General features: G+C 39.6%; 26 protein-coding genes and 1 pseudogene. 14 read left to right on the forward strand and 13 right to left on the reverse strand.

What is annotated here, in order from left to right; translation table 11 throughout:
• Positions 1-726 precede the first annotated feature (726 nt).
• Both A9Y75_RS02430 and A9Y75_RS02435 read left to right on the forward strand, forming a co-directional pair.
• Positions 727-1,911 carry a 2-isopropylmalate synthase gene (locus A9Y75_RS02430; RefSeq protein WP_071187883.1) on the forward strand — a complete coding sequence of 395 codons (1,185 nt, stop codon included), beginning with the start codon at positions 727-729 and terminating at the stop codon, positions 1,909-1,911.
• Positions 1,912-2,002: 91 nt separating this feature from the next.
• The gene (locus A9Y75_RS02435; protein WP_071187885.1) at positions 2,003-3,502 is read left to right on the forward strand and encodes an MFS transporter; all 1,500 of its coding nucleotides are present in this window, start codon (positions 2,003-2,005) and stop codon (positions 3,500-3,502) included.
• Positions 3,503-3,561: 59 nt separating this feature from the next.
• On the opposite strand, the gene grxD is transcribed toward A9Y75_RS02435, so the two are convergent.
• Together grxD and A9Y75_RS02445 are read right to left on the reverse strand one after the other, a co-directional pair.
• Complete coding sequence (gene grxD / locus A9Y75_RS02440) at positions 3,562-3,885, reverse strand: Grx4 family monothiol glutaredoxin (RefSeq protein ID WP_071187886.1); 324 nt, start codon at positions 3,883-3,885, stop codon at positions 3,562-3,564.
• Between the two features lie 73 nt (positions 3,886-3,958).
• Complete coding sequence (locus A9Y75_RS02445; RefSeq protein WP_071187888.1) at positions 3,959-4,195, reverse strand: BolA family transcriptional regulator; 237 nt, start codon at positions 4,193-4,195, stop codon at positions 3,959-3,961.
• A gap of 77 nt (positions 4,196-4,272) precedes the next feature.
• Here A9Y75_RS02445 and A9Y75_RS28135 point away from each other — a divergent pair, with 77 nt between their 5' ends.
• On the forward strand, positions 4,273-4,833 hold the full coding sequence (locus A9Y75_RS28135) for a molecular chaperone DnaK (protein WP_177176077.1): 561 nt from the start codon (positions 4,273-4,275) through the stop codon (positions 4,831-4,833).
• On the opposite strand, the gene A9Y75_RS02455 is transcribed toward A9Y75_RS28135, so the two are convergent.
• On the reverse strand, positions 4,809-5,390 hold the full coding sequence (locus A9Y75_RS02455; protein ID WP_071187890.1) for a hypothetical protein: 582 nt from the start codon (positions 5,388-5,390) through the stop codon (positions 4,809-4,811). The genes A9Y75_RS28135 and A9Y75_RS02455 overlap by 25 nt on opposite strands.
• A 171-nt stretch (positions 5,391-5,561) precedes the next feature.
• Here A9Y75_RS02455 and A9Y75_RS02460 point away from each other — a divergent pair, with 171 nt between their 5' ends.
• Positions 5,562-7,667 carry a S8 family serine peptidase gene (locus A9Y75_RS02460; protein ID WP_071187892.1) on the forward strand — a complete coding sequence of 702 codons (2,106 nt, stop codon included), beginning with the start codon at positions 5,562-5,564 and terminating at the stop codon, positions 7,665-7,667.
• A gap of 40 nt (positions 7,668-7,707) precedes the next feature.
• Positions 7,708-8,268: pseudogene (locus tag A9Y75_RS02465) on the forward strand (M48 family metalloprotease); the annotation flags it as partial.
• A gap of 27 nt (positions 8,269-8,295) precedes the next feature.
• On the opposite strand, the gene A9Y75_RS02470 reads toward A9Y75_RS02465, so the two are convergent.
• From A9Y75_RS02470 to grxC, 4 genes are all read right to left on the reverse strand, one after another.
• Entirely contained in the window at positions 8,296-9,069 is a 774-nt protein-coding gene (locus tag A9Y75_RS02470; protein WP_071187895.1) for a 1-acyl-sn-glycerol-3-phosphate acyltransferase, read from the reverse strand.
• Between the two features lie 114 nt (positions 9,070-9,183).
• Positions 9,184-9,648, reverse strand: coding sequence for a tRNA adenosine(34) deaminase TadA (gene tadA, locus A9Y75_RS02475; protein ID WP_083389469.1), 465 nt, complete (start codon positions 9,646-9,648; stop codon positions 9,184-9,186).
• 388 nt (positions 9,649-10,036) lie between these two features.
• Positions 10,037-10,780, reverse strand: a complete 744-nt coding sequence (locus tag A9Y75_RS02480; RefSeq protein ID WP_071187897.1) for a class I SAM-dependent methyltransferase — start codon at positions 10,778-10,780, stop codon at positions 10,037-10,039.
• A 117-nt stretch (positions 10,781-10,897) separates the two neighbouring features.
• Complete coding sequence (grxC, locus tag A9Y75_RS02485; RefSeq protein ID WP_071187899.1) at positions 10,898-11,215, reverse strand: glutaredoxin 3; 318 nt, start codon at positions 11,213-11,215, stop codon at positions 10,898-10,900.
• A 221-nt stretch (positions 11,216-11,436) separates the two neighbouring features.
• Between grxC and glpX the strand changes: the two genes are divergently transcribed.
• The 3 genes from glpX to A9Y75_RS02500 all read left to right on the forward strand — a co-directional run bounded on the left by glpX (position 11,437) and on the right by A9Y75_RS02500 (position 14,666).
• The gene (gene glpX / locus A9Y75_RS02490) at positions 11,437-12,474 is read left to right on the forward strand and encodes a class II fructose-bisphosphatase (RefSeq protein WP_071188795.1); all 1,038 of its coding nucleotides are present in this window, start codon (positions 11,437-11,439) and stop codon (positions 12,472-12,474) included.
• Between the two features lie 116 nt (positions 12,475-12,590).
• Positions 12,591-13,877, forward strand: a complete 1,287-nt coding sequence (locus A9Y75_RS02495) for a glutamyl-tRNA reductase (protein WP_071187901.1) — start codon at positions 12,591-12,593, stop codon at positions 13,875-13,877.
• Between the two features lie 249 nt (positions 13,878-14,126).
• Positions 14,127-14,666, forward strand: coding sequence for a rhodanese-like domain-containing protein (locus A9Y75_RS02500; RefSeq protein ID WP_071187903.1), 540 nt, complete (start codon positions 14,127-14,129; stop codon positions 14,664-14,666).
• 91 nt (positions 14,667-14,757) lie between these two features.
• On the opposite strand, the gene A9Y75_RS02505 is transcribed toward A9Y75_RS02500, so the two are convergent.
• The 3 genes from A9Y75_RS02505 to A9Y75_RS28140 all read right to left on the reverse strand — a co-directional run bounded on the left by A9Y75_RS02505 (position 14,758) and on the right by A9Y75_RS28140 (position 17,081).
• Positions 14,758-15,531 carry an ABC transporter ATP-binding protein gene (locus A9Y75_RS02505; protein WP_071187905.1) on the reverse strand — a complete coding sequence of 258 codons (774 nt, stop codon included), beginning with the start codon at positions 15,529-15,531 and terminating at the stop codon, positions 14,758-14,760.
• Positions 15,532-15,595: 64 nt separating this feature from the next.
• A complete protein-coding gene (locus A9Y75_RS02510) occupies positions 15,596-16,729 on the reverse strand; it encodes a branched-chain amino acid ABC transporter permease (protein ID WP_071187907.1) in 1,134 nt (377 codons plus the stop codon).
• A gap of 193 nt (positions 16,730-16,922) precedes the next feature.
• Positions 16,923-17,081: a hypothetical protein gene (locus A9Y75_RS28140; protein WP_177176078.1), complete on the reverse strand. Its 159-nt coding sequence runs from the start codon at positions 17,079-17,081 to the stop codon at positions 16,923-16,925.
• Positions 17,082-17,089: 8 nt separating this feature from the next.
• Between A9Y75_RS28140 and A9Y75_RS29270 the strand changes: the two genes are divergently transcribed.
• The 6 genes from A9Y75_RS29270 (at position 17,090) to A9Y75_RS02535 (ending at position 20,250) form a co-directional block, all read left to right on the forward strand.
• Positions 17,090-17,287, forward strand: coding sequence for a hypothetical protein (locus tag A9Y75_RS29270; protein ID WP_071187908.1), 198 nt, complete (start codon positions 17,090-17,092; stop codon positions 17,285-17,287).
• A gap of 45 nt (positions 17,288-17,332) precedes the next feature.
• The gene (locus A9Y75_RS02520) at positions 17,333-17,593 is read left to right on the forward strand and encodes a cytotoxic translational repressor of toxin-antitoxin stability system (protein ID WP_071187910.1); all 261 of its coding nucleotides are present in this window, start codon (positions 17,333-17,335) and stop codon (positions 17,591-17,593) included.
• On the forward strand, positions 17,586-17,744 hold the full coding sequence (locus A9Y75_RS28145) for a hypothetical protein (protein WP_177176061.1): 159 nt from the start codon (positions 17,586-17,588) through the stop codon (positions 17,742-17,744). The genes A9Y75_RS02520 and A9Y75_RS28145 overlap by 8 nt, the downstream gene beginning before the upstream one ends.
• Before the next feature lie 120 nt (positions 17,745-17,864).
• Positions 17,865-19,451 carry a glucose-6-phosphate isomerase gene (locus A9Y75_RS02525; protein WP_071187912.1) on the forward strand — a complete coding sequence of 529 codons (1,587 nt, stop codon included), beginning with the start codon at positions 17,865-17,867 and terminating at the stop codon, positions 19,449-19,451.
• Positions 19,452-19,579: 128 nt separating this feature from the next.
• Positions 19,580-19,891 carry a hypothetical protein gene (locus A9Y75_RS02530; protein ID WP_071187914.1) on the forward strand — a complete coding sequence of 104 codons (312 nt, stop codon included), beginning with the start codon at positions 19,580-19,582 and terminating at the stop codon, positions 19,889-19,891.
• Positions 19,888-20,250, forward strand: coding sequence for an aspartyl protease (locus A9Y75_RS02535; RefSeq protein ID WP_071187916.1), 363 nt, complete (start codon positions 19,888-19,890; stop codon positions 20,248-20,250). The genes A9Y75_RS02530 and A9Y75_RS02535 overlap by 4 nt, the downstream gene beginning before the upstream one ends.
• Before the next feature lie 47 nt (positions 20,251-20,297).
• On the opposite strand, the gene A9Y75_RS02540 is transcribed toward A9Y75_RS02535, so the two are convergent.
• From A9Y75_RS02540 to A9Y75_RS02550, 3 genes are read right to left on the reverse strand one after another with little or no spacing between them, the layout of a single operon-like run.
• The gene (locus tag A9Y75_RS02540; RefSeq protein WP_071187918.1) at positions 20,298-21,704 is read right to left on the reverse strand and encodes a DUF1802 family protein; all 1,407 of its coding nucleotides are present in this window, start codon (positions 21,702-21,704) and stop codon (positions 20,298-20,300) included.
• A 10-nt stretch (positions 21,705-21,714) separates the two neighbouring features.
• Complete coding sequence (locus tag A9Y75_RS02545) at positions 21,715-23,631, reverse strand: hypothetical protein (RefSeq protein ID WP_071187920.1); 1,917 nt, start codon at positions 23,629-23,631, stop codon at positions 21,715-21,717.
• 38 nt (positions 23,632-23,669) lie between these two features.
• Entirely contained in the window at positions 23,670-24,332 is a 663-nt protein-coding gene (locus tag A9Y75_RS02550) for a hypothetical protein (protein ID WP_071187922.1), read from the reverse strand.
• Between the last annotated feature and the right edge of the window lie 302 nt (positions 24,333-24,634).

The raw sequence follows: 24,634 nt of genomic DNA on the forward strand, positions 1-24,634 counted from the left end.
GTGCATCGGTATGAAATTTTGTAAATATTGTACTCATGAAGAATATCCCCTCAGTGTTACGCGACTGAGGGGACTTTTGGCTCGTTCTTTCCAGATGTAAACGGCAATGGATTGCGACTCCACCAGCTATTGTCAAAAAAAGATGAATAAGCATATATAGCGATTCCAAAGGAGTCATGAACACATATTTGATAGTGGATGTTGGGTTAAGATGCAGTTTGGTGATTTATCTGTGAGCGTTATAAGTTAAGTACCGCGTCTAACCCAACCGACAATATTTTTACTTATGTCAAATAACGATAAATGAATATATAGAGATTTACTCATTTAAATATCTATGTGTATAATACTGTTGTTATTTTTATATTTAAAGTTTACATTTATACATGATGTGTAGATGTATATTTGCAGAGCCGAAATTCAGCTAATCATTGGTTGGTTGTTTAATTGGCAATAAATCTGTGAAGCCAGCAAAATTTTTCATGTTAGGGAAACGATGAATTAATCGTCTCTTAACTATTTTGTGTGGTGTGGCATGGCATATTAAGATAATGTTTGAATAGTGATTAGTGAGGTATTAAAAAAAATTATTCCCTCGTTGATAAGGAGGCATAGAGGGGTTATGGATATAACCTAATATGTAACCAACAGTGTCTAAGATATGGAGCTAATTAACCTAACTCTTAGTAAAACCTCAGATCTAAATTCTCTAAATTGACCGTAGCTATGATAAAAATTCTTGATTCTACCCTTAGAGAAGGAGAACAAACTCCTGGAGTTTATTTTTCTCCTGAAAAAAAATTGATAATTGCTCAGTTTTTAGATCAAATCGGAATTGATATTATCGAAGTAGGTAATCCAGCAGTTGACAGCGATATTGCTTTAGCTATCAATCGAATTTCTCAAGCAGGTTTAAAAGCGAAGATAGGCGCACATTCACTTTGTAAAATAGATAATGTCCAAAAAGCGCTAGATTGTGGGATAGATTTTTTAGGTGTCTTTTTTAGTGTTTCCAAAAAGCGATTGTACCAAGACTACAACATCAGTTTAGAAGCAGCAATTGATAAAATTGTGGAAGTGATAAATTTTGCCAGAGAGCAGAAAAATGATTTATTGATTAGGTATACACCAGAAGATACAGTTCGCTCACCTATAGAAAATGTGATTGCAGCAGCAAGCGCAGCAGTCAAAGCAGGAGTCAATATAATTAGCATAGCTGATACAACAGGCTATACAAATCCTTTTCATCCCCAACGCAGTATTTATAATTTTGTAAAAACTCTGAAAGAAGAACTAAACCAACAAGATTTACATCCACAAATAGAAGTTCATTGCCACAACGATAAAGGTTTGGCTTTAGCGAATGCACTGGATGCTTATAGAGCCGGGGCTGACATTATTGATGTTAGTGTCATGGGACTAGGAGAAAGAGCAGGTATTGTAGATTTAGGAGAATTACTCATAAACTTAAGAGAGATGGGTGAAGAAGGAAATCATTGGCAACTAGGATATTTACAAGATTTATACAATTTTGTGAGTGAACATTCTCATATCTCAATTCCTCCTCATCAACCAATAACTGGTAAAAATGCCTTTACACACTATGCCGGTGTTCATGTAAAAGCTGTAGCCAAAGATGAGATGCTTTATCAAAGTTTAAATCCACAAATTCTAGGAAAAAAAAGCAGCTTGGCATTAGGGATGCAATCAGGATACACTGCTGTTGAACTAGCTATGAAGCAAATTGGCAGAGAGGAATTGACTAAAAACAAAGATTTAGTAGCTAAGATTCTCCTGGAAATTAAAGTAATTGCTAAAAGGGGTACTCCGATTGATATTGAAAAGGAACTACCAGAAATTGTAGATCGCTGTAATATTAAACAGCTGATGACGAAGATGATTTCAGGTTAATGAGCAAAAATTTGAGGTGTTTAGTTTGAAAACTAAAGTCTAAAATAGAAAAGCTGGAGAATAAAGCAGGTAATTTGGTTAACTAGAGGAAATGGTAGTAATTTCAAAACCCCAGGAAGATAAATCTCAGGAGTTCAGCCAAAAAACAAAATCGTCTGGAAAATGGTGGGCGATAGTGGGTATTAGTATTGGTGTGTTTATTTTTGCCTTGGATGTCTACATCATCAACTTGGCTTTGCCAATTATGGTGGAATCACTCCACACCAGTTTTGCGACCATTCAATGGGTGGTATTAAGTTATCTGTTAGCGATCGCTATTTTTGTGCTGAGTGCCGCTAAATTGGGCGATATGTGGAGCAAAAAACAGCTTTACATAGGGGGACTCATAGTATTCACCGTCAGTTCATTACTGTGTGGACTAGCCCCAAATGTGGGCTATTTGATCGCTTTTCGCGCTCTCCAGGGACTAGGTGCTGCGTTTATCTCTGGACTGGGAACAGCAATGATTGTCGAAATATTTCCACCAGAAGAACGAGGACTAGGCTTAGGTATCAGAGCCGGAGTTTTTGGACTGGGAATTATGTTAGGGCCAACAGTGGGAGGACTGCTAATTAGTTGGGGTGACTGGCCATTAATCTTTTTAATCAATGTGCCGATTGGGATTATTGCCTGTTTTATTGTGGCTTATCTTGTCCCACCTTCTTTTGTCAGCGGGACTAAACAGAAATTTGATGTTATTGGCACATTAATTCTGACTCTAACTTTGACTTGTTTTACACTTGGTATCACATTTTTACAAAGTGAAGGATTTGGCTCTCATATAGCTTTGAAATTCCTAGTTTTATCTGCCATTAGTTTTGGTTGTTTTTTAATAGTAGAAGCACGATTATCAGAACCAATGCTAGAATTGAGCATTTTTCAATCTCTAGATTTCAGCCTTGGTTTAGTGTTGAGGTTTTTGGGTAATTTCGTGATGGCAGGTGTGATCTTGATACTGCCTTTCTTTTTGAAATTAGTTAAGCAATATCCCACTGAAAAAGCAGGCTTATTACTGGCAGTACCACCAATTATAATTGTGTTGATAGCACCAATTGCGGGAATTCTTTCTGACCGCTACGGCTCGCGGATAATTAGTTTAATCGGACTAGTATTAATGGCGATAGGCTGCTTATTAGTTAGTACATTTGATAGTGGATTAACTTTATCAAACTATATTGTTGGGATTATTCCCTATGGTTTAGGTGTGGGAATGTTTCAATCGCCCAATAATAGCGCCATTATGGGAGCCGCACCACAAGATCGCTTAGGTATTGCTTCAGGTTTATTATCCTTATCACGGATTTTAGGGCAAACAGCAGGTGTGCCATTAGTGGGGGCGGCGTTTTCTTTTTTTACCATTAACAGTGCTAATCTTGAAGCAAATATAGATGTCACAAATGCACCTATTGAGGCATTAGTTTTAGGTATACAGATTACCTTTCGCGTCGTTGCTGCCCTGTTGTTGCTTTCCACAATCGTTGCATCTGGGGTATGGTGGCTAGAGAAAAAGAATTTTATTTTTTCATATTCAAATCCACAAAAAAGCCCCTGAAAATGGAAATATACCAATTTTTCAAAGGCAATAAAACTGTTAAAAATCTGAGGAAGATATTAGGAAGCTAGAGCAACTTCGACTTTTTGCTGCAATTCACCACTTTGATACAGTGTAATCAAAATATCAGAACCACCAACAAATTCACCATTAATATATACTTGGGGAATTGTCGGCCAGTTGGAATATTCTTTAATTCCCTGACGAATATCTTGATCGGAAAGAACGTCAACTGTCTCAAAAGGAACTCCCAATGTATTGAGAATCTGGACTACATTGTTGGAGAAACCACATTGAGGCATCAATTTGTTTCCCTTCATGAAAACCATAATCTTGTTTCTTTGTACCAAGTTATCAATTTTCTCTTGAACTTCTGGGGTCATGGTTTTTTGTTTCCTTTGTTGTTGATAATCAATGATCAATAGTTAATTGACACTAGTAAGGGGCGGTTCCTAGTCAAGCTTGGGGAGTAGATGTTTTAAGAGCCAACGCATGAATCGCTTCGGTTGACATAGCTTGCTGTAACGCACCATAAACTAACTGGTGTTGTTGTACCAGTCCCTTACCTGCAAACTGCGATGAAACTACTGTCACCTGATAGTGATCACCACCACCAGTCAAGTCCTGTACCTGAACTTGAGCATCTGGCAGTTCCGCCTTAATCATTGCTTCAACCTGCTGCGGAGTAATCATCGCCATTCCTGAAAAAACTTACTTCTCTATTATTAACAGATATAGAGGAAATGCTTGGGGGAAATGGAGATAGGGGGATGGGGGGATGGGGAGATGGGGAGATGGGGAGATGGGGAGATGGGGAGATGGGGAGATGGGGAGATGGGGAGATGGGGAGATGGGGAGATGGGGAGATGGGGAGATGGGGAGATGGGGAGATGGGGAGATGGGGAGATGGGGAGATGGGGAGATGGGGAGATGGGGAGATGGGGAGATGGGGAGATGGGGAGATGGGGAGATGGGGAGATGGGGAGATGGGGAGATGGGGAGATGGGGAGATGGGGAGATGGGGAGATGGGGAGATGGGGAGATGGGGAGATGGGGAGATGGGGAGATGGGGAGATGGGGAGATGGGGAGATGGGGAGATGGGGAGATGGGGAGATGGGGAGATGGGGAGATGGGGAGATGGGGAGATGGGGAGATGGGGAGATGGGGAGATGGGGAGATGGGGAGATGGGGAGATGGGGAGATGGGGAGATGGGGAGATGGGGAGATGGGGAGAGTATTTATATTTCTTCTTCCTGCCCCCTGCACCCTGCCCCCTGCATTCTATTACCTATCACCTGTCACCTATTACTTAGTGCCTTGTCGAGGATAAGCTAGATCGACAAAACCCAATTCAAATAACTGTTGATAGGCTTTCTTGCCTAATTCGCGTGTGGGATTTTGACTTTTAATAATTTGAATTAACAAAGGAACGGCTAATTCTGGCTGATTTAGCGCCCGATGAACTAGTGCTAGGCGATAGGTAGCATCATCTCTGAGTTGGGCGGTGTCTAGGGCTTTTTTGCGATGGGAATCGGATACTCTGTTATCAATTCCCGAAAAGCTAGAGTTGAGATCCTGATAAAAATTAGATAGTTGATTAAAAACTTGACGTGCTTCCTGGAGTTTCTTAGCAGCTACGTCATATTTTTGAGCAGAAACGGCCTCGTCTGACTCTTTCAAAAGTCGCTGTCCTCCTTCAATGCTCAAGATGCTGTTGCTTTTACTAGTGGGACGGAGGGTATTAGGATCGTTAGGATCTAGAGGTTGTGCTGGGATATTATTGCCGGGTTGCTGAATTACCTGAGCATGAACAGGTGATAGCAGGCTCATAACAGTAATGAGAGAGAGGGAAGTGAACCGAATTAAGGAAGCAGCAGCAAGGTTCATGGGGTCAATTATTGCAACAAGTCTATAGAAAATGTATGGAAACTTCGGGTATCTTAACTCTGTTTGTGTCTCAGATACAGCAAAACCGCACAATAAGTTTCTCTGATTTAGACTGGAAATCGGTTTAATAGAGTTCCCAGTCCCCTGCACATTAACTAAAAAATATTTCCTATGAGTGATTCCTTGGATTCTCAACCCACAGGTTTACCCGCAAGCAACCTAGAAGTGACTTTACAACGCGGTGGAGAAGAGTTAATTCTAGAAAAAGCTTTGTATCGCTTCACCATTCGTCCAAGTGCTGACTTTCCTCGTGAGCAATTATCTCAGGTTGCTTGGGGTGTTTGGCAGCGTAGTATCCCCAATGCCAACCTAGAACTATTCACTGTTGAACCTGGCCAGTTAGAGACGGCGATGTCTCAAGCACGGGCTAAGGAAACCGTGGATTTTGCCAGTCATGTGTACAAATTTAGGGATAATCCGGGAACTTACGTTTATCTGAGTGACCAAATTACAATTCAATTTGCGACATGGGTTGACGCGGCCAAAATAAATGTTATCGCTACCACATTTCACTTAATACAAGATCAAGCCGTATTCGGTATACCCAACACTTTTGTATTTCTCGTCAGTAAACAAGCCACAGAAAACCCCATCAAAATTACCAACCAGTTGCAAAGACTTCCAGAAGTTTTAGCTGCTGAACCAAATATTTTTATCCAACAGGAACCACATTACAAACCTAGTGATTCCCTGTATTCCCAGCAATGGTATCTCAATCATAATGGTGGTAATCAGTTGGGGGTGGGTTCTCATATTGCTGTAGAACAAGCTTGGGATATCACTCGCGGTATCCGTTCTGTAGTTGTGGCAGTGGTGGATGATTCTTTTGATTTGAATCACCCAGATTTTCAAGGTATGGGTAAAGTTGTTGCTCCCAGAGATTTGAAGGAAAATGATTTTTTACCTTTACCTGGGGAAAAAGAAACTAGTCATGGTACTGCTTGTGCGGGGATAGCGATAGCTGAAGAAAATGGTGCGGGAATTGTTGGGGTTGCTCCCGGTTGTGCATTCATGCCGATTCGCACGACAGGATTTTTAGATGATCAAGCTATTGAGGATATATTTAATTGGGCAATTAATCAGGGCGCTCATGTAATTTCTTGTAGCTGGGGAGCGTCTGCTGTTTATTTTCCTCTGTCTTTACGTCAAAAGGCGGCTATTACCCGTGCTGCAACTATGGGGCGTAATGGTAAGGGATGTGTGATTGTGTTTGCGGCAGGTAATGCTAATCGTCCAATTGACGGTAGTGTAAATGAGCAAAATTGGCCGAAGAATATTTTACAAGGTAAGACGGCTTGGTTAAGTGGTTTTGCTATTCATCCAGATGTGATTGCTGTGTCTGCTTCTACGAGTTTGAATAAAAAAGCTGCTTATAGTAATTGGGGCGCGAATGTTTCTGTGTGTGCGCCTAGTAATAATGCCCCACCGGGGATGTGGTTTCAGGAAATGGGTTTTCTTTATACACAACCAACTATCACGACTTCTATTTCTGGTTTGGGAATTTTCACTACAGATCAATTGGGTGCTGCTGGTTATGACCCTAGTAATTTTACCAAAAATTTTGGCGGTACTTCTAGTGCGACTCCCGTGGTGGCAGGGGTAGCGGGGTTGATTTTGTCAGCTAATCCTGATTTGACGGCTCAACAAGTTAACCGGATTTTGCAAGAAACTACTGATAAAATTGTTGATCCTGAACCAGATCCGCAATTAGGTTTGCGTGGGGGTAGTTATGATAGTAACGGTCATTGTCTCTGGTTTGGCTATGGTAAGGTAAATGCGGCTAAGGCTGTACGTGCAGCGCAGCAGTTGCTGACAGTTGTATCAGGTCTGAGTAAAGAAGTGCAGGGTGAGAATAAAGCCCAAGTTACTATTCCTGATAATGATAAACGGGGGGTGAAAAGTGCGATCGCTCTTAATGAATCGGGAACTATTGCAGATATTCAGGTGACGGTGAATATCACCCATGATTTTTTAGGGGATTTAGAAGTTTATTTGATTGCTCCCAATAATCAACAAGTTTTATTACAGAGCCGGATTTTAGGTAGACGGACTCAGTTACAAAATACTTATACAGTGCGATCGCATCCCGTCCTCAAGCAGTTACTTTCCTTTCCAGCTAAAGGACTTTGGCAATTACAAGTTATTGATTATTCACCCCAAGATATAGGAAAACTCAATAGTTGGGAATTGGTAATAGGGTATACTAAAAACGGTTAATATAGCAGGAGTCAGGAGTCAGGAGTCAGGAGTCAGGAGAGATTGGCTACTGGCAGCATTTTATGGTCAACAACAGTTATCCAAAGAAGTCTTACACACTCACAGTCGTGAAGCAGTCCGCGTTATCCAACGTACTTATCAACAGCGACACTGCCCTCTTGTTAAATTGCGGATTTTACCAATAGCCGCACCAATAATGTTGACCTATGGTAATCTACCGCGTACAGCCCGGATAGTCGTGAGTCAAGGTTTGTTAAACCAACTAGGGGATGATGAAATAGCCACTATTTACGCCTTGGGACTAGGACAGATTCATAGATGGGACTTTTTTGTCATGTCCTTGGTGCTACTGGTGACATTGCCGTTTTACGAATTATATCAGCGAGCCTCAGCATGGGGAAACAACGGCCAACAACCGATCTGGCGCTGGACAGCTACAGGCTTAAGTTGTGTGTGCTATGGAATTTGGTGTTTACTGACCGGTACAGCCTTGCTTAACTCCCGGTTTCGGCTGGATTATAGCGATCGCCACGCCGCTGAAATTACAGGTAATCCCAATGGGCTAATTCGGGCTTTACTCAAAATTGCCATTGGTGTTGCTCCACGCTGCGCTATCAGCAAGCCCTATTTAAGAATTGGACATTTCTGCAAAGTTTCTAGAGGAAATTTCTGATTCTTGATGACTTAATTGTTGTAACTTATTTGTTAAATCTGCTGTGAGACGTTTAGCACCTTTTTTTAAACTTCCATTCATGTAATCTGTAACTTGAATGGGTTCACCGATATGCAGGTTCACATCTGTACCCCAATTAGGATAAGGTTGACTATAGTTAATGGCAATGGGTATTATTTTTACTTCTAAACCTGGGTGAATAGATTCAGCACTTAAAGCTAAACGGGCAATTCCCGGCTTTAAGGTGTGAACTTTGTAATCACGATAAATTCCGCCTTCGGGATAAATAACTAACATTTCGCCCTCTGCCATTAACTCTACTGCATGACGCAGAGTTGCGATCGCCGGACGTTGAATATCAACAGGGAAACCTCCCATTCGCAGAACAAACCAGCCTTGTATTCCCTGACACTCTGTATTTGTTGTCATAAATCGCATATCTCGACCAGTGACACAACGACCAGTAGCGTAAGGTAACAATAATGAATCCCAGCGAGAACGGTGGGTAGGTGCAAGAATAATGGGGCCTTTTTTGGGGATATTTTCCTGGCCAGTGATATGAATATGACCAAAAAACAAGGGTAAAACTAAGTTTTGTCCCAAACAATATGCCAGAGGAGTTAACCAAGGAGAAACCCGTGAAGTATTAGAAGCCACCTGATGGTTTACAGGTGTAGGTGTATTTGTTAATTGGGATTGAGAGGTGTGAGAATCAGAGTAAATTTCCATCATGACGGTGGCTGCTAGTTAGCGGGTAAAATGTGACGCAAACTGGATTATGTCCACCGTAGATTTTCTTGAGTAACTTGTGTCTTGTGATCTGGACAGTTTGACCTTTGTCTGTTAATTTTTCGGCCGCCGTTTAGTCGCAAACCAAGTTTGTAATTGCTGCCGACAGGCTGATTCTAGAATACCTCCCAGCACTTGTAGACGGTGATTAGAAGCGGGGCTATCAGGGATGTTGATAACAGTGCGAATTGCGCCAGTTTTGGTATCGTCTACTCCATAGACAATTGTTGCTAAACGTGCATGAGCGATCGCACCGGCACACATAGGACAAGGTTCTAGAGTGACGTAAAGAGTACATTGGTGCAAACGCCAACTTTGCAAGTTTTTAGCAGCTGCCCGAATAGCGATAATTTCTGCGTGAGCGGTGGGGTCTTTGTCTCGTTCTTTACGATTTTCCCCTTCAGCGATTAATTTACCATCTGGGTCAATAATCACGGCTCCAACGGGAACTTCACCTGCTTCTCCTGCTATTTGTGCTAATTCCCAGGCATGATTCATCCATTTTTGGTGATTGGTCATTAGTTATTATAGGAATCCGGTTTGGTTTCTGTTCGCGGTAGCGTGCCGTAGGCATATTTACTCGTAGAGGTAGGGAACTCTTAACAGGGAACTCTTAACAGAGAAGAAGGAATCAAGGTATACGGAGTTCTGTAAGCGCAAAGCGCAGGCTGCGCCAACAAAATTCAAATAGGAGTCCTATAGTTGTTAGTTATTAGTTATTAAGCTGATAAACCTTTAATTTGCATAATTAGGGCAGGCAGGATGCCTACCTCTCAAGAGTCTTGCTTCTGGGCAATATGCAGGTTGAATGTCCAACAGCTTGTTTATTTATCATTCTTGGCTTTGATATGCTCTAGGCTGCGACCTAAAAGAGAGTGAAGAAAAGTGAAAAAGTTGAGGTTTATTGCTATTTATAAGCCACAAAATGGACTATAGGTTTAAGTTTAGGAAACATGGAATATAAGGGTTTAAGGTATGGACGTAAACTAGCTCCTCCCAAAAACTGAGTATGCACTGTCTTAAATCCAATTCTAATTAAAAATGACTCGACCTCTTGCCAAGTGTACTCTCTCATGTGTCCAAAAAAGCCGAATTTATTGAGTAAATCAAATTCATCATAGATTGAATTAGTTGTACAAGTGTATGCCTGTCCCTTGAACAAGAAATTATAGATTCCATTAACTGAATGCAAATTTGGAGTAGAGAGCAAAAGAAATCCACCTGGCTTTACCAGCCTATACATTTCTGAACAGGTGTGAATTGGATTAATTCTCAAATGCTCGAAAACTTCTGTTAAAATTACCACATCATAGCTCTCATCTTCTAAGGGAATTCGCTCTTGCTCAATATCAGCCTGGATGACAGATAAATTATATTTGTCAGTTACATCCACGAAACTTTCAGGACAAAGATCAACTCCCAAGCAATCAATTTTCAGCTTTGTGAGGGTAGCAGTTAAAAATGGGGGATTACAACCAACATCAAGAATACAAGGATCAGAAAGATTGGATATCTTGTCCAACAAGATCCTAAAAGTTTCGTGGATTCTAAAACCTTGAAGATGCCAATAATGTTTATAACCCCAACGGGAAGATTCCATTAATTGAATTAATTCAAATGCCGTATCATCGAGAATTTTTGAGATTTCCATATTGAATACCACACATCCTTGATAAGTGTATTGGGTATTGGGCAAAAACAATTATTTTATTCTCCCCTGCTCCCTGCCCCATGCTTTCCCGACTCCCTACAGCCTACACCTTACACTCTACACTCCTGTCACCTCAGCTAACAATGGATCTAATTGACCTTTTGTGTCTAACTCATACAGGTCATCACAACCGCCTATGTGTTGATTATTAATGAAAATCTGGGGGACGCTGCGGCGACCGTTGGCTCGTTCTGCCATGTTTGCTCTGGCTGTTTCGTCACCGTCAATTTTGTATTCGGTGAATTTAACACCTTTCCACCATAGCAGCAGTTTGGCGCGAATGCAGTAAGGGCAGGTTTGCCAAGTGTAAATTTCCACGTTGGCTTGAACGCGCTCAGGGTGGCGATTTAATAAAGAGTTGAGAAAGTTGGGCATATTGTGTTAATTGGTAGATTTTAATGCAATTAAATACATCTGACTTCAACACCTCACCAATACAACAGTATCAAGAAAACCCCTAATTGTGCTTTGGTCGCAAAACTTAACACAGGCTTTCCGCAAGACTTTTTTCCATCTGTATCCGCACTTTGGTAGACTTGAAAACTGAAATAGCCGATAAAAAGACGCTAAAACAAGCAATTGAAAGGGTAGACACTGTGGAAAATACACTTGGGCTAGAGATTATTGAAGTAGTAGAGCAAGCTGCGATCGCTTCCTCGAAGTGGATGGGTAAGGGCGAAAAGAATACTGCTGACGAAGTTGCAGTAGAAGCCATGCGCGAACGGATGAACAAAATCCATATGCGTGGTCGCATCGTTATCGGTGAAGGCGAACGCGACGAAGCTCCTATGCTTTACATCGGTGAAGAAGTTGGTATCTGTACCCAACCAGATGCTAAAAATTTCTGTAACCCTGATGAACTAGTTGAAATTGACATCGCTGTTGACCCTTGCGAAGGTACTAACCTGGTTGCTTACGGTCAAAATGGTTCTATGGCAGTTTTAGCAATTTCTGAAAAAGGCGGATTGTTTGCAGCGCCTGATTTCTATATGCGTAAACTTGCTGCACCTGCCGCAGCTAAAGGTCATGTTGATATCAACAAGTCTGCCACCGAAAACCTAAAAATTCTTTCTGAGTGCTTAAACCGCGCTGTTGAGGAATTGGTAGTAGTAGTGATGGATCGTCCCCGTCACAAAGACCTGATTCAAGAAATCCGCACCGCTGGTGCAAGAGTCAGACTCATCAGCGATGGTGACGTTTCTGCGGCTATCTCCTGTGCTTTTGCTGGTACTAATATCCATGCTTTGATGGGCATCGGTGCTGCACCAGAAGGTGTAATTTCTGCGGCGGCTTTACGTTGCTTGGGTGGACACTTCCAAGGTCAACTGATTTATGATCCAGAAGTAGTGCAAACAGGTTTGATTGGCGAAAGCAGAGAAGGTAATCTGGCTCGTTTGAAAGAAATGGGTATTACTGATGGAGATCGGGTTTATGATTCCCACGAATTAGCTTCTGGTAATACAGTGCTATTTGCAGCTTGCGGTATCACCCCCGGAACTCTGATGGATGGTGTGCGTTTCTTCCACGGTGGTGCTAGAACCCAAAGCTTGGTTATTTCCAGCCAATCTAAAACTGCTCGGTTTGTGGATACAGTTCACTTGTTTGAAGAACCCAAGGTTATTCAACTCCGTTAGAAACTGGTGATCGGTGATCGGTGATTGGTGATTGGGGAAGAGAAAAAACTATTACCCATTACCAATTACCCATTACCAATCACCCATGACCCATGAACCATTACCAATTTAAAAAAATGAATATTGCAGTGGTGGGGTTAAGCCATAAAACAGCCCCTGTAGAAGTTAGAGAAAAGCTGAGTATTCCCGAACCTCAAACCGAAAGTGCGATCGCTCATCTTCTCAGTTATCCTCATATTGATGAAGTAGCTATCCTCAGCACCTGTAACCGTCTGGAAATTTACATTGTTAGCAGTGAAATTACTCAAGGTCTTCAGGAAGTTACTCAGTTTCTGTCGGAATATAGTAAATTGCCTGTTGTGTCTCTGCGACAACACCTGTTTATGTTGCTGCATACTGACGCAGTAACTCACATGATGCGGGTTTCCGCTGGGTTAGATAGTCTTGTTCTTGGTGAAGGCCAAATTCTGGCTCAGGTGAAAAATACTCACAAATTGGGACAGCAATACAACGGTATAAAAACAATTTTAAATCGCTTATTTAAACAAGCTTTGACAGCAGGTAAGCGGGTTCGGACTGAAACCAGCATTGGTACTGGTGCAGTCTCCATTAGTTCGGCGGCTGTAGAATTAGCCCAGATGAAAGTAGAAAATTTATCTACTTACCGTATCTGTATTCTCGGTGCTGGGAAAATGTCCCGATTATTGGTACAACACCTCATTTCTAAAGGTGCAACCCAAATTAGTATTGTTAATCGTTCCCGTCAACGTCCTGAGGAACTGGCGAAGTTATTTCCAGAACAACCAATCCAAATCCATTTGCTTCCAGAAATGATGTCCGTGGTTGCCGCAAGTGATATTGTCTTTACAAGCACTTCTGCAACCGAGCCGATTCTAGATCGTGCTAAGTTGGAAATGGTTTTAGAACCTAGTCAAAGGTTGATGCTATTTGATATTTCTGTACCACGTAACGTTGATGCAGATGTGAATGACTTAGCTAATGTGCAAGCTTTTAATGTGGATGATTTGAAGGCTGTTGTGGCGCAAAATTACGAAAGTCGCCGAAAAATGGCACAAGAAGCCGAAAAAATTCTAGATGAAGAAGTAGAAGCTTTTGATGTCTGGTGGCGTAGTTTGGAAACTGTATCGACAATTAGTTCTTTACGGAATAAAATTGAAACTATCCGTGAACAAGAACTAGAAAAGGCTTTGTCTCGCTTGGGTTCAGAATTTGGTGAGAAGCATCAAGAAGTGATAGAGGCTTTAACCAGAGGGATTGTTAATAAAATTTTACATGACCCGATGGTGCAGTTACGCGCCCAGCAAGATGTGGAAGCTAGACGAAATTGTATGCAGACTCTGCAAATGTTATTTAACTTAGACGCAGGGGAGCAATTTAGCTGAAATCTTTGGGAGTCAGGAGTCAGGAGTCAGGAGTCAGAAGAAAAAGAGAATAAAAAACTACCGGTTCCTTTCTTATCTTACTGTCACCTGTCACCTGTCACCTGTCACCTATCACCTGTCACTTACATCTTAAGTTGTTCTAGCTGCTTGGTTTGTTCTTGTAGTCTCACGGCCAGCACATTGGATTGACTTTAGTACCATATAGTTATATAATAATATTGATTGCCAAAGATAATTTTAAATAAAACAATGACAACACCTATCAATGCTAAATTAAAATTAGTTGATGCTGCTGCTGTCAAACAATTAATTGAACAACAAAAAATCCAACTTATAGATGTACGCGAACCTTCAGAATATGCAGCAGAACATATTCCCGAAGCTCAACTTTTACCTCTTTCTAAATTTCAGCCAGAACAGGTATCTTTAACACAGGGTAAAGAAATTGTAATTTACTGTCAATCAGGAAACCGTTCAAACCAAGCAGCCAAAAAACTCGTCAATTATGGATTTAGAGAATTCAAGCAATTAGAGGGAGGAATTACAGCTTGGAAACAATCAGGATATCCAACTCAAATCAACAAAAATGCTCCAATTAGTTTAATGCGTCAAGTGCAAATTGTCGCTGGTTCATTAGTATTTACCGGAACAGTATTAGGTGTTTTTATTTCTCCTTGGTTTTTAATTTTGAGTGGTTTTGTGGGAGCAGGTTTAGTCTTTGCGGGAGTCACTAATACCTGTGCAATGGGGATGCTATTAGCAAAATTGCCTTATAACCAGCGTGGATAGAAATGCAAAATTTTTCTTCACTGTGTTTATTAGACATCATTTAATGGTTTGGTTTAAATTAGCTACTGCAACTGTCGTCAATTTTGAATTGTTATTGTCCCAAATATGCTTCTAAAACTTTGGTATCTTTTTGAACTTCTGCGGGAGTACCGACAGCTAAATTTTGCCCTTCAGCTAATACCCAAACGCGATCGCATAATGACATAATTACATCCATATTATGCTCAATAATCAAAAAAGTGAGACCGTCTTCCCTGTTCCACTTGAGAATGCGATCGCAGATATCATCAATTAATCGCGGATTTACCCCTGCTGCTGGTTCATCTAACAAAATTAATTTAGGATTAGTCATCAAAGCCCTTCCCATTTCCAGCAGTTTCCGTTGTCCCCCAGACAAACAACCAGCGTAATCATTGGCTTTTTTTTCTAACCCTACAGACTCTAATAAAAACATCGCTCGTTCCTTTAGCTGTCTTTCTTCTTGAACGACAACGTGAGGTTGAAATTGTGCTTGCCAAAAATTTTCACCGGTTTGTTTTTGCGCTGCTAACAGCATATTTTCTAACACCGATAACCGCGAAAGAGTACGCGCTACTTGAAAGGTGCGAATTAATCCTTGCTGGGCGATTTTGTATGGTTGCAAATTGTGAATAGGTTCACCATCAAAAATCACTCTTCCTTTATCAGGATGGATAAAATTGGAAAGTAAATTAAATAAAGTAGTTTTACCAGCACCATTGGGGCCAATTAAGCCAGTAATGCGGCCTTTCTCAACTTCAATATTCGCATCTTTAACGGCTTGGATACCACCAAAACTTTTACAAAGTCCAGTAGCTGCTAATAGGGGAAGTTGGTTATTTACCATAATGACTGTAAGTTAGCTCAATTTTTTCGGTTTTTCTTAACAGTTACGAATGACCAATGACTGATCACTTACCAAGAGTGAGTTCTTCCTTTTTCCCTAATATACCTTGAGGTCGCCAAATCATCAGTACCATCAGAATTAAACCGATAAACATGACGCGAAATGCACCAATGCGTTCTACATCTAAGGGGACAATTTTTGGTAAAAATTCTCGTGTCAGGGCATCATAAGCAAAGTAAATTACTGCACCTAAGATTGTACCGACATTGTTGCCAGAACCGCCTAAAATCACCATAATCCAAGCATCAAAGGTGAGTTGGGGTTGAAAGTTATCAGGATAAATAGCGCTGAGTTGCCAAGCGAAGAAAGCACCAGCGATACCTGCGATCGCACCGCCTAGCATTAATGATTGTAGTTTATACCAAAAGACGTTTTTACCTAATGCTTTGGGAATTTCTTCATCTTCACGGATAGCTTTAAGAATTCTACCCCAAGGCGATCGCACTAAAATTTCTAACCGCCAAAATACAAAAGCCAGTACTAACAACGTTAACAGCATCAAACCGGCTTTAGGGTTGTAGTTATAAAGTCCAGTCACACCAGACACATAAATTGCTAATGTCAACAATCCCAGGATTACACCCACTCCTATGCGGGATAAAAATTCTTGTTTGCTACTGTTGGTTTTAGCTACATCGTTACTTAAGGATGTTTTCGCTGATTTTACCCAACGCCCTAAATAAAAAATAGTGACAATTCCTAACAGGGTAAGTATCCCAATCATTACCAATCGCAAAAATAAACTGGGAGTTGCATTCCAGGGTATGGCATAACTTTGGATACCAAAAGTCCCAGCTACCCAAGCATCACCTACAGGTAACTCCTGATTATTCACAACCAAACGAATCAGTTCTCCTGTCCCGATTGTGACAATTGATAAATAATCTTCCCGTAACCGCAAAGTGGCAAAACCAATTACTAAACCTAACAAAGCGGCGACAATTGCCCCAATTAATGCTGAAAATAATAAGGGTACACCTTTTAAACTTAACAAAACGGTAGTGTATGCTCCCAAAGTCATAAAAGCAATATGACCGAAGTTAATTAGCCCTGTAAAGCCCCATTGTAAATTGAGTCCTAGTGCGAACAGCGCAAAGGTTGCGGTAGAAATGGCTAGAAAAATCAGATATTCAATCATAATTGGTGATTAAGTTATTCGTAACTCCCCATCTATTAGTGTCAACTTAAGCTTAAACGCTAGTCCCACAGCCGTTCTACCCCACCCCTTAATCCCCTCCCCTCATGAGGGGAGGGGAGATTTTGCTTTAGCAAAAGCGGGGGTGGGGTTCTTCTGGATTGATTGGTAATTGAGTAAGTTTGATATAACGTCATTACAAGGCTTTCACGTTAAGTTGGCACCAATGCTCCCAATCTCCCCATCTCCCATGCGGACGAATAGATCGTAGTGTACGGTATTGTCGGAGATTGCTGTAAATCATTGCTATGCTGGTGGAAAAAGTATTCTTATTAAATACAGTGTTGATATTCATTAAATTTTATGAATTTACTGCGAATTAGAATGCATCATCTGATTGAGCAATTAGCTAATGAGGATTTACAGACGGCTTGGGAACTAGTCCAAGCTGTACATTTTGACTCTTATATGCTTAAAAGTATGGAACAAGTCAAGTCATTGCAGCAGCCGTGGGACATATTAACCCATGACGAGGCGATACGATTATTAATGTTCCTTTAAGATTAGACATCAAAGTTAGCAAAAAAATACATTTGGTGAGCAAGAGTGAATTTGGAAGTGCGCTATGCTAGGTCTTTTCTAATCGACCTGAAGAGTTTAGAAGCCGTTGCTTATGAACGGGTGTATGATTTTGTCTTTGTTGAGTGTGCTGCACATAAGTGGAGTTTGCATGGCCTACCAGAATTGCGACAGCTTGATGAACAAGGTATTTTTTATCGCTTTACCATAGATAATTATCTGATTGGCATAGAAATTAGGGGTGAACTAGTCAAATTTTTGCGTGTAGTCCCGATGCCTGATGTCTAAGCTAGGATTGGGGAAATGGGGAGATGGGGAGATGGGGAGATGGGGAGATGGGGAGACGCGGAGACACGGAGACGCGAGGAAAATTAAGAATTCTCTGTTCCCTATTCCCAGTTCCCTATTCCCTGTTTACGAATTACGAATTACCTTCTAACTGTTCCCCGTTAAGAGTTCCCTGTTGTCTCCTAAATGTAAACTGTATAAGACAAAGCAGGGATCGCTAGAACCATACATTAAACTGGTGTTTGACCAATATATTTGAGATTTCCCTCTTATGGATGCTAAGGCACTTTGGCAACGATACCAAGATTGGTTATATTTCCACGAGGGATTGGGACTGTATCTAGATATTAGCCGGATGCGGTTCGATGATGCCTTTGTGAAATCGTTGCAGCCGAAGTTTGACAAAGCGTTTGCGGATATGGCGGAACTGGAAAAAGGTGCGATCGCAAATCCAGATGAAAACCGCATGGTAGGACATTACTGGTTGCGGAATCCAGATTTAGCACCCACTCCAGAACTGACGCAAGAAATTGTCCAAACCTTAGAACAAATCGAAGCTTTTGCGGAAAAAGTACACACTGGTGCTATTCATCCGCCTAAGTCTAGCCGCTTCACCGATATTATTTCTATAGGCATTGGTGGTTCTGCCTTGGGGCCACAATTTGTCGCTGAAGCCCTCGCACCTGATTTTCCCCCGCTCAAAATTCACTTTATCGACAATTCCGATCCCGCAGGAATTGATCGGGTTCTTTCCCAACTGCAAAACCACCTTTCCAGTACTTTGGTATTGGTGATTTCCAAATCTGGAGGAACACCCGAACCTCGGAATGGCATGATTGAGGTGAAAAAAGCCTATGCAGGACAAAATTTAGAATTTGCTAAATATGCGATCGCTATTACCGGTGCAGATAGCAACCTGGATAAGGTAGCAAAATCTGAAAATTGGTTAGCCCGGTTTTCGATGTATGACTGGGTGGGTGGACGTACCTCAGAAATGTCCTCTGTAGGGCTAGTTCCTGCGGCATTACAGGGCATTGATGTCCGTGCCATGCTGGATGGTGCAAAAGAAATGGATGACGCTACACGCGTCGCTAATTTCAAAAATAACCCAGCCGCTTTATTAGCCCTTGCTTGGTATTTCTCTGGAAATGGCAAAGGTGAAAAAGATATGGTTGTCCTTCCTTACAAAGACAGCTTGTTGCTATTTAGCCGTTATTTGCAACAACTGGTAATGGAATCTTTGGGTAAGGAAAAAGATTTAGACGGGAAAACCGTTTATCAAGGTATTGCTGTTTATGGTAACAAAGGTTCAACTGACCAACACGCTTATGTACAGCAGTTGCGGGAAGGTGTACCCAATTTCTTCGCTACCTTGATTGAAGTTTTGGAAGATCGTCAAGGAAAATCCACAGAAGTTGATCCTGGTGTGACTTCTGGTGATTATTTATCTGGTTTTCTGTTAGGAACACGTCAAGCGCTGTATGAGAATAACCGCGATTCGATTACAGTCAGTATTCCTCAAGTTAATGCTCGCACTGTTGGGGCGTTAATTGCTTTGTATGAACGGGCTGTAGGTTTATATGCCAGTTTAGTAAATGTCAACGCTTATCACCAACCAGGTGTAGAAGCTGGTAAAAAAGCCGCTGCTGTCATTCTCGATTTACAAAAACGAGTTTTGGAAGTTTTGCAAAAAGAGCAAAAAGCACTTTCTATTACTGAAGTTGCTGATAAAGCCGGCGTTGCTGATGAAGTTGAAGCGGTTTACAAAATTCTCCGTCATTTACACGCTAATAATCGCGGTGTGGTGTTAACTGGTGATTTAGCTAAACCTGGTAGTTTAACTGTTTCTCTCGGTTAATAAAATTATCTTTGTTAATTAAATCCTCGATTTCTTTAGGAAGTCGGGGATTTTGTTTTTGTATAATTTTGATGTTGAGATAATTATTTGTTATTATTAACATAGTTGTAAAAAGCGAGGTTACAAATATGTTAACGTCAGAACAACCGAGAAGAAGAGGAAGAATTTTTCCTGAATTGACTTTATCACCAGAAGAGTTAGCTAAACGTAAAGCAGAAAAAGAAGCCTTTCATAAACGTTGTAGGGCAATTTTTGAGCGTGTCCGTCCTGAGTTGATAAAAGACCATTATAACTGGTATATTGCCGTAGAACCGGATAGCGGCGATTATTTCATTGACCAAGATATAGAAGTTGCTAGTCAGCAAGCACGGGATAAACACCCTCATGCTGTACATTGTATGTTTCGGTTAAATGAAATTGGGGCAGTTGGCAGAATATGATACAGGGTTATTTCGGTGATGGGGGGCAGCTATTTTTTGAAATTGATTTGATTAATGCTGATGGTTTAAACTTACCTGTAGAGACAATGTTAGATACTGGCTTTACAGGGTTTCTAGCTATTAATAAACAAGATTTAGAATCACTAGATTGGCAGTTCATTCGTGAACAAGAATTGATAACAGCACAGGGATTAAAATCTTTTGATCTTTATTCTGGTAAGGTTATTTTAGATAATCAAGAGTATGAAATTCCTGTTTATGCTGGAGATGAATTGACGGAGATTTTATTGGGTTCAGCGTGGTTAGAGTTTTTGCCTTTGGTGGTGAATTTTCAAGTTGGTGTTTTGACTTTGGGATGAGTTTTTCTCACGCAAAGACGCAAAGAACGCAAAGATAAGAGTTATTTTTAAATTGTTAGTTCTCTTAAATAGTAAAATTTATCGCTTTTCCAATCAGTTGTTTTAATTATTCCTAAATAGCCTGTTAATGGTGATGATAGTTCTATCAGTAAATCATGAGCTATTTCATCTGTTAGTTTTGGGTTATGAGTTACATTATAATGAACACGAATCTCTGTAACTGTAACCTGTTGATGAATAATTTGTGAACTTTCGTGGTTTTGTTCGCAGAGTTCTTTGATACTTTTGATAATCTCGGAACGCAATTTAATCTCTTTTTCTATTTTATCTATATATTCATTAATTTTATCATCAATTTGCCCCGGTTCTAAGTATTGCTTTAATTCAATTAAGTTTATCGCACCTGGATATTTTGCTTTCAGTTCTACTAATTTTTGTAATGTCATAGCTTTAATAATACTAGTTTTAGATATTTTCGCAGATTTCTGAAGAGATTGTCTGAGTTGTTTCGTAGGTTCACCAGGTCCAATAATTAAACGTACAGCTTGAAGATAATTTTCTTGAAGATGTCTTTTTCCAATTCTATCTAATTCTTCTACTGCACGATCTGGAATACTTCTACCTGCTTTACATTCGCAAACTAAAGGATAAGGTTGTGAACAATATAAATCTAAACCTCCAGCACCACCTTTATAAGCATTTTCTACTTGAAATCCTAAAAAATCTAGGCTTTGACGTGAGATGTTTTCAAAGTCTGTACCTGCTTGATAATTGCTTTTTTTCTCTTCAAATTCTATGCTTCTATCTCCTAAAGATGTAATTGTTTTTATCCAAGCTAAATCAGATGTATTTGTAGTTGGTGCATTACTCCAACCTAAAAATACTTTGATGTCATTTTCTAATTGCTGTGCTGCTGGGTTATTGTTGGCTATTTGTGATAATCCACTTTGTAATTCTTCTAATTCAGGATGTAAAGGAGGTTCTAGGTTTTCTAATTGGCGTTTGCGTTGAATAAATACATGATCACTTAATACGGGTTTAGCTTCAGAAGCAGAAATATTATTCGGTAAAGGTGCAAATTTTCCTAGTTTATCTTGAATATTTGGAATAGCAGGAATTTCAAAAGGTTCAGACAAATTATAAACCCGCAAATAAGCTATAAAAAAATGCGGTTGTTTCTGTAATATTTCCTCAAATGTTTCTGGTTTCCAGATTGTTAATTGAGATAAAATTTCTAAAGGTGTTGTTTTATCTGGAATTTGGCAAAGTTCACATTTAGCCCAAGCTTTAACTGAAACTACATTTATTGAAATATCAACAGGATAAAGAGCGAATTTTTGCCCAGGACGAAGAAACATTTTGGGTAAAGCTGCAATTGTTCGCCCCTGTATTAAAGCTTCAATATCAGGAACTGCTAAACATAATGCTGTTGGAAGTGAAAATGATTGATTCATTTTTATTTAATTAGAAGTCAAGTTCAATATTATCGGTATTATCAACACTTTGAGGAATGCTAATAGGTAATCCATCATCAGTTAAATTAGTTGGTTCTTGTCCTGAAGGATCACTTAAAATTTCTCTGATTAAGGGATTATTAATTACTAATTGTGTTTTCTCCAGAAAATCAAAAATTTGTTCATCTTTCAATTCATAACTATTTTGATTCTCATAAACAAACCAAATAGCTAAGAGAGGTTTAATATCTTGTTTTTGTAATCCAACCCATTCTCCACCTTTTTCTGTTAATAGTTTTCTCAGAAGTTCTCTAGCTTGAGTTGCACCTTGATTAATATATTTAGAACGAACCAAACATCCACGAGTAATATCAAATTTCTTGTAATCAATTAGTCGTCTCAATGCTGCACCTATAAATTTACCATCTTGCTGAACTACACTTACTCCTATTTTTACTTTTTTCTTATTACCAACGATTTTGAAATTAATATATCCTTGATCTGCTGTACTAGCTACTATTTCTTCTACTGATTGAATTGATACACCTTCTAAAGTTTTACCTACTAAGCTAGTAAAAGCTAACCAAATAGAATTAATAATAGCTATTTCATCTTCCATTAATGAATCAATAGAATTATCTACATTAGCTAACTCGCTTTGGTAGTATGGTTTAACTGTATGAAGAGTTGTGGATGTCCACCTATTGGTAGAATTTATTTCTGGTTCTGTTGGTTGGTCATCAATAATAATTGATGGAGGAATAAAATTATCAGCACACCATTTTAAAACCGATCTCACTGTAGGTTTTCCTTTACCAAGTTCTCTCAACTTATTTTCATCAAATGGGTAAAGAGGATGAGAAGGTGTTTGTTGATGTTCCTGATAAAATTCTTGTAACCATGTTTTAACTAAGGCAACAATATCATCAGAATTGAGATATTTTAAAGCTATGGGTTGTTTATCAGATTTTTCACTAACTAATCTATCAATTACTGCTTCAGCTTGTGGTAAATAAGTGATTTGATCACGCCATGTTTCAGGATACATTGCTAATAACAAAAGACCTTTATCAAGGTTGTTATATAAGTCCTTGACTAAATTAGCGATAATCTGCGCTGCGGTAAATCCATTATCAGCAATGTCGGCAATATCCAATTCATCAAAGCAAATTACAGGAACTCTATAATCACTAATAATATCGAGAATTTGGCGAACATTACTTAATGCTTGACTTTCTTTATTGTCACTTTGAATATTTGGTAATCCCATTATTTTAGCGGTTTCTTCTGGTAATTCTTGTCCCGAAAGCCAGAAATTTGCAGCATTAGCATAGTTTGGATAAAGTGTCCATAAAAGTGCTTGAATTATGTATGGGTTAGTAATATTAGGCTTTTTTTGTTCAATACGACTTCTTAATGTCTCAATTACTGCTGTAACTGAATTTTGTTTTAACAAATGCGGGAATACGTTACTAATATATTGTTCCGTAGTATATTTCCACTCCATTACTTCATTAATTAATGCCGCTACTATTTCTTGACATGGCATTACATTAGGTCGGATAATTGGTCTTAAACTAGACGTAACACTTTGCAAGAATTGATTTTGAATTTGATTCAGATTATCATATTTACTCATGTAGATAAATAAGCTATCTTTTCTTGTTTGTAATTGATGGCGAATTCGGCTAATGATGTGACTTTTACCTAGTCCTTTTTCCGCAGTCATTGTAATACCTACTGTCTGACGTTGACCTTTGTTAATTTTGTCAATTGCATCAAATACAGCATTAGAAGCATGAGCATTAATTGAAGGAACATCAGGAAAACTTTTACCCCATATTTGCTGAGGTCTAACTACAATATGTCCTGCAAATGGGTTGTGAGTCTTAATTAGTTCATCAATGCTAGATGTGTTAGTAGTCATAGAATTGTGAGGTTTGTGTGTGAAGAGTTGAAGAAAGTTTAAGCTTTGAGAAGTCTCGCGTAACAACGTAATCCATCTAGTTCTGTAGTGACAGAATCTTCTATTTTGTCAGGTGCGCTATCTTCTACACTCCCTCCTTGAAGTTGGAAAATATCATTAGCTTGCATTTCTAGTAAAAAATCATTAAATTCTGTCCTATTAACTCGTTCTCCTATTGTTCTTCTAATGCGATAAATAGGTACTAAATTATTAAAGTTGTGTTCATAATTCAACTTGTCATAAACATCCAACGCGACAGACTTAAACTCCTCATAAGAACCAATCACCCCACCACCAGACGCAACCGACGCAGCAACCACAACATCAATCTGACCTATCCACCGCAACAACGCATTAGCAGCCCAAGTACCAACAATAGTCCCCTCAAACTTAAACTCACCACTACGCAAACCCGCACCCAACACTTCTAAACCTATTGGTGAGATGAGAGTATAACCAGTCCTAGAAACAGTAATAGCCCCCTGCGTTTGCAAATCCTCTAAAATCTCTTTATAGTCGGCCATTTTCTGACCCTTAGCCACTATCCGCTTCGTCAGCAAGCCTTTTTTCACTTCCTGTTTATTTGCTCCCAAATCCCACAACGCAAGCAGCAAGCGAGTTTGAGCGTAACCCGCCTGTAATTCCTTTGTTTTTGAACTCATGATGATGTGTGTTAAATAACTAAGATTATTATAATAATGATTGTATTTTTTATTGCGTCAAAGTCAAAATATTCTTTATTTTCTAGATTTTGCTGATAAATAGCTCAATTTATCGACATAAAAAGCAATAGAGAATTTACGTAAATTATAAAGTTACCAGTTACATAACACTGAATATCAAAATGTTATGATAATTGATTAATGAATTTCTCAATCTTTTATTGTCAGAATCAGGATTTACAGGATTTTTATTGGATGATCATGGATATGATTTGCTCATTTTTATTGTCAGAATCAGGATA

The organism is Trichormus sp. NMC-1 (assembly GCF_001858025.1).
Lineage (GTDB): Bacteria > Cyanobacteriota > Cyanobacteriia > Cyanobacteriales > Nostocaceae > Anabaena.

What these genes read in the sequence shown, in the direction of transcription:
- A9Y75_RS02430 (WP_071187883.1), top strand. Translation starts at nt 727, where the DNA reads ATGATAAAAATTCTTGATTCTACCCTTAGAGAAGGAGAACAAACTCCT.
- A9Y75_RS02435 (WP_071187885.1), top strand. Translation starts at nt 2,003, where the DNA reads ATGGTAGTAATTTCAAAACCCCAGGAAGATAAATCTCAGGAGTTCAGC.
- grxD (WP_071187886.1), bottom strand. Translation starts at nt 3,885, where the DNA reads ATGACCCCAGAAGTTCAAGAGAAAATTGATAACTTGGTACAAAGAAAC.
- A9Y75_RS02445 (WP_071187888.1), bottom strand. Translation starts at nt 4,195, where the DNA reads ATGATTACTCCGCAGCAGGTTGAAGCAATGATTAAGGCGGAACTGCCA.
- A9Y75_RS28135 (WP_177176077.1), top strand. Translation starts at nt 4,273, where the DNA reads ATGGGGGGATGGGGAGATGGGGAGATGGGGAGATGGGGAGATGGGGAG.
- A9Y75_RS02455 (WP_071187890.1), bottom strand. Translation starts at nt 5,390, where the DNA reads ATGAACCTTGCTGCTGCTTCCTTAATTCGGTTCACTTCCCTCTCTCTC.
- A9Y75_RS02460 (WP_071187892.1), top strand. Translation starts at nt 5,562, where the DNA reads ATGAGTGATTCCTTGGATTCTCAACCCACAGGTTTACCCGCAAGCAAC.
- A9Y75_RS02470 (WP_071187895.1), bottom strand. Translation starts at nt 9,069, where the DNA reads ATGGAAATTTACTCTGATTCTCACACCTCTCAATCCCAATTAACAAAT.
- tadA (WP_083389469.1), bottom strand. Translation starts at nt 9,648, where the DNA reads ATGACCAATCACCAAAAATGGATGAATCATGCCTGGGAATTAGCACAA.
- A9Y75_RS02480 (WP_071187897.1), bottom strand. Translation starts at nt 10,780, where the DNA reads ATGGAAATCTCAAAAATTCTCGATGATACGGCATTTGAATTAATTCAA.
- grxC (WP_071187899.1), bottom strand. Translation starts at nt 11,215, where the DNA reads ATGCCCAACTTTCTCAACTCTTTATTAAATCGCCACCCTGAGCGCGTT.
- A9Y75_RS02495 (WP_071187901.1), top strand. Translation starts at nt 12,591, where the DNA reads ATGAATATTGCAGTGGTGGGGTTAAGCCATAAAACAGCCCCTGTAGAA.
- A9Y75_RS02500 (WP_071187903.1), top strand. Translation starts at nt 14,127, where the DNA reads ATGACAACACCTATCAATGCTAAATTAAAATTAGTTGATGCTGCTGCT.
- A9Y75_RS02505 (WP_071187905.1), bottom strand. Translation starts at nt 15,531, where the DNA reads ATGGTAAATAACCAACTTCCCCTATTAGCAGCTACTGGACTTTGTAAA.
- A9Y75_RS02510 (WP_071187907.1), bottom strand. Translation starts at nt 16,729, where the DNA reads ATGATTGAATATCTGATTTTTCTAGCCATTTCTACCGCAACCTTTGCG.
- A9Y75_RS28140 (WP_177176078.1), bottom strand. Translation starts at nt 17,081, where the DNA reads ATGAATATCAACACTGTATTTAATAAGAATACTTTTTCCACCAGCATA.
- A9Y75_RS29270 (WP_071187908.1), top strand. Translation starts at nt 17,090, where the DNA reads ATGAATTTACTGCGAATTAGAATGCATCATCTGATTGAGCAATTAGCT.
- A9Y75_RS28145 (WP_177176061.1), top strand. Translation starts at nt 17,586, where the DNA reads ATGTCTAAGCTAGGATTGGGGAAATGGGGAGATGGGGAGATGGGGAGA.
- A9Y75_RS02525 (WP_071187912.1), top strand. Translation starts at nt 17,865, where the DNA reads ATGGATGCTAAGGCACTTTGGCAACGATACCAAGATTGGTTATATTTC.
- A9Y75_RS02530 (WP_071187914.1), top strand. Translation starts at nt 19,580, where the DNA reads ATGTTAACGTCAGAACAACCGAGAAGAAGAGGAAGAATTTTTCCTGAA.
- A9Y75_RS02535 (WP_071187916.1), top strand. Translation starts at nt 19,888, where the DNA reads ATGATACAGGGTTATTTCGGTGATGGGGGGCAGCTATTTTTTGAAATT.
- A9Y75_RS02540 (WP_071187918.1), bottom strand. Translation starts at nt 21,704, where the DNA reads ATGAATCAATCATTTTCACTTCCAACAGCATTATGTTTAGCAGTTCCT.
- A9Y75_RS02545 (WP_071187920.1), bottom strand. Translation starts at nt 23,631, where the DNA reads ATGACTACTAACACATCTAGCATTGATGAACTAATTAAGACTCACAAC.
- A9Y75_RS02550 (WP_071187922.1), bottom strand. Translation starts at nt 24,332, where the DNA reads ATGAGTTCAAAAACAAAGGAATTACAGGCGGGTTACGCTCAAACTCGC.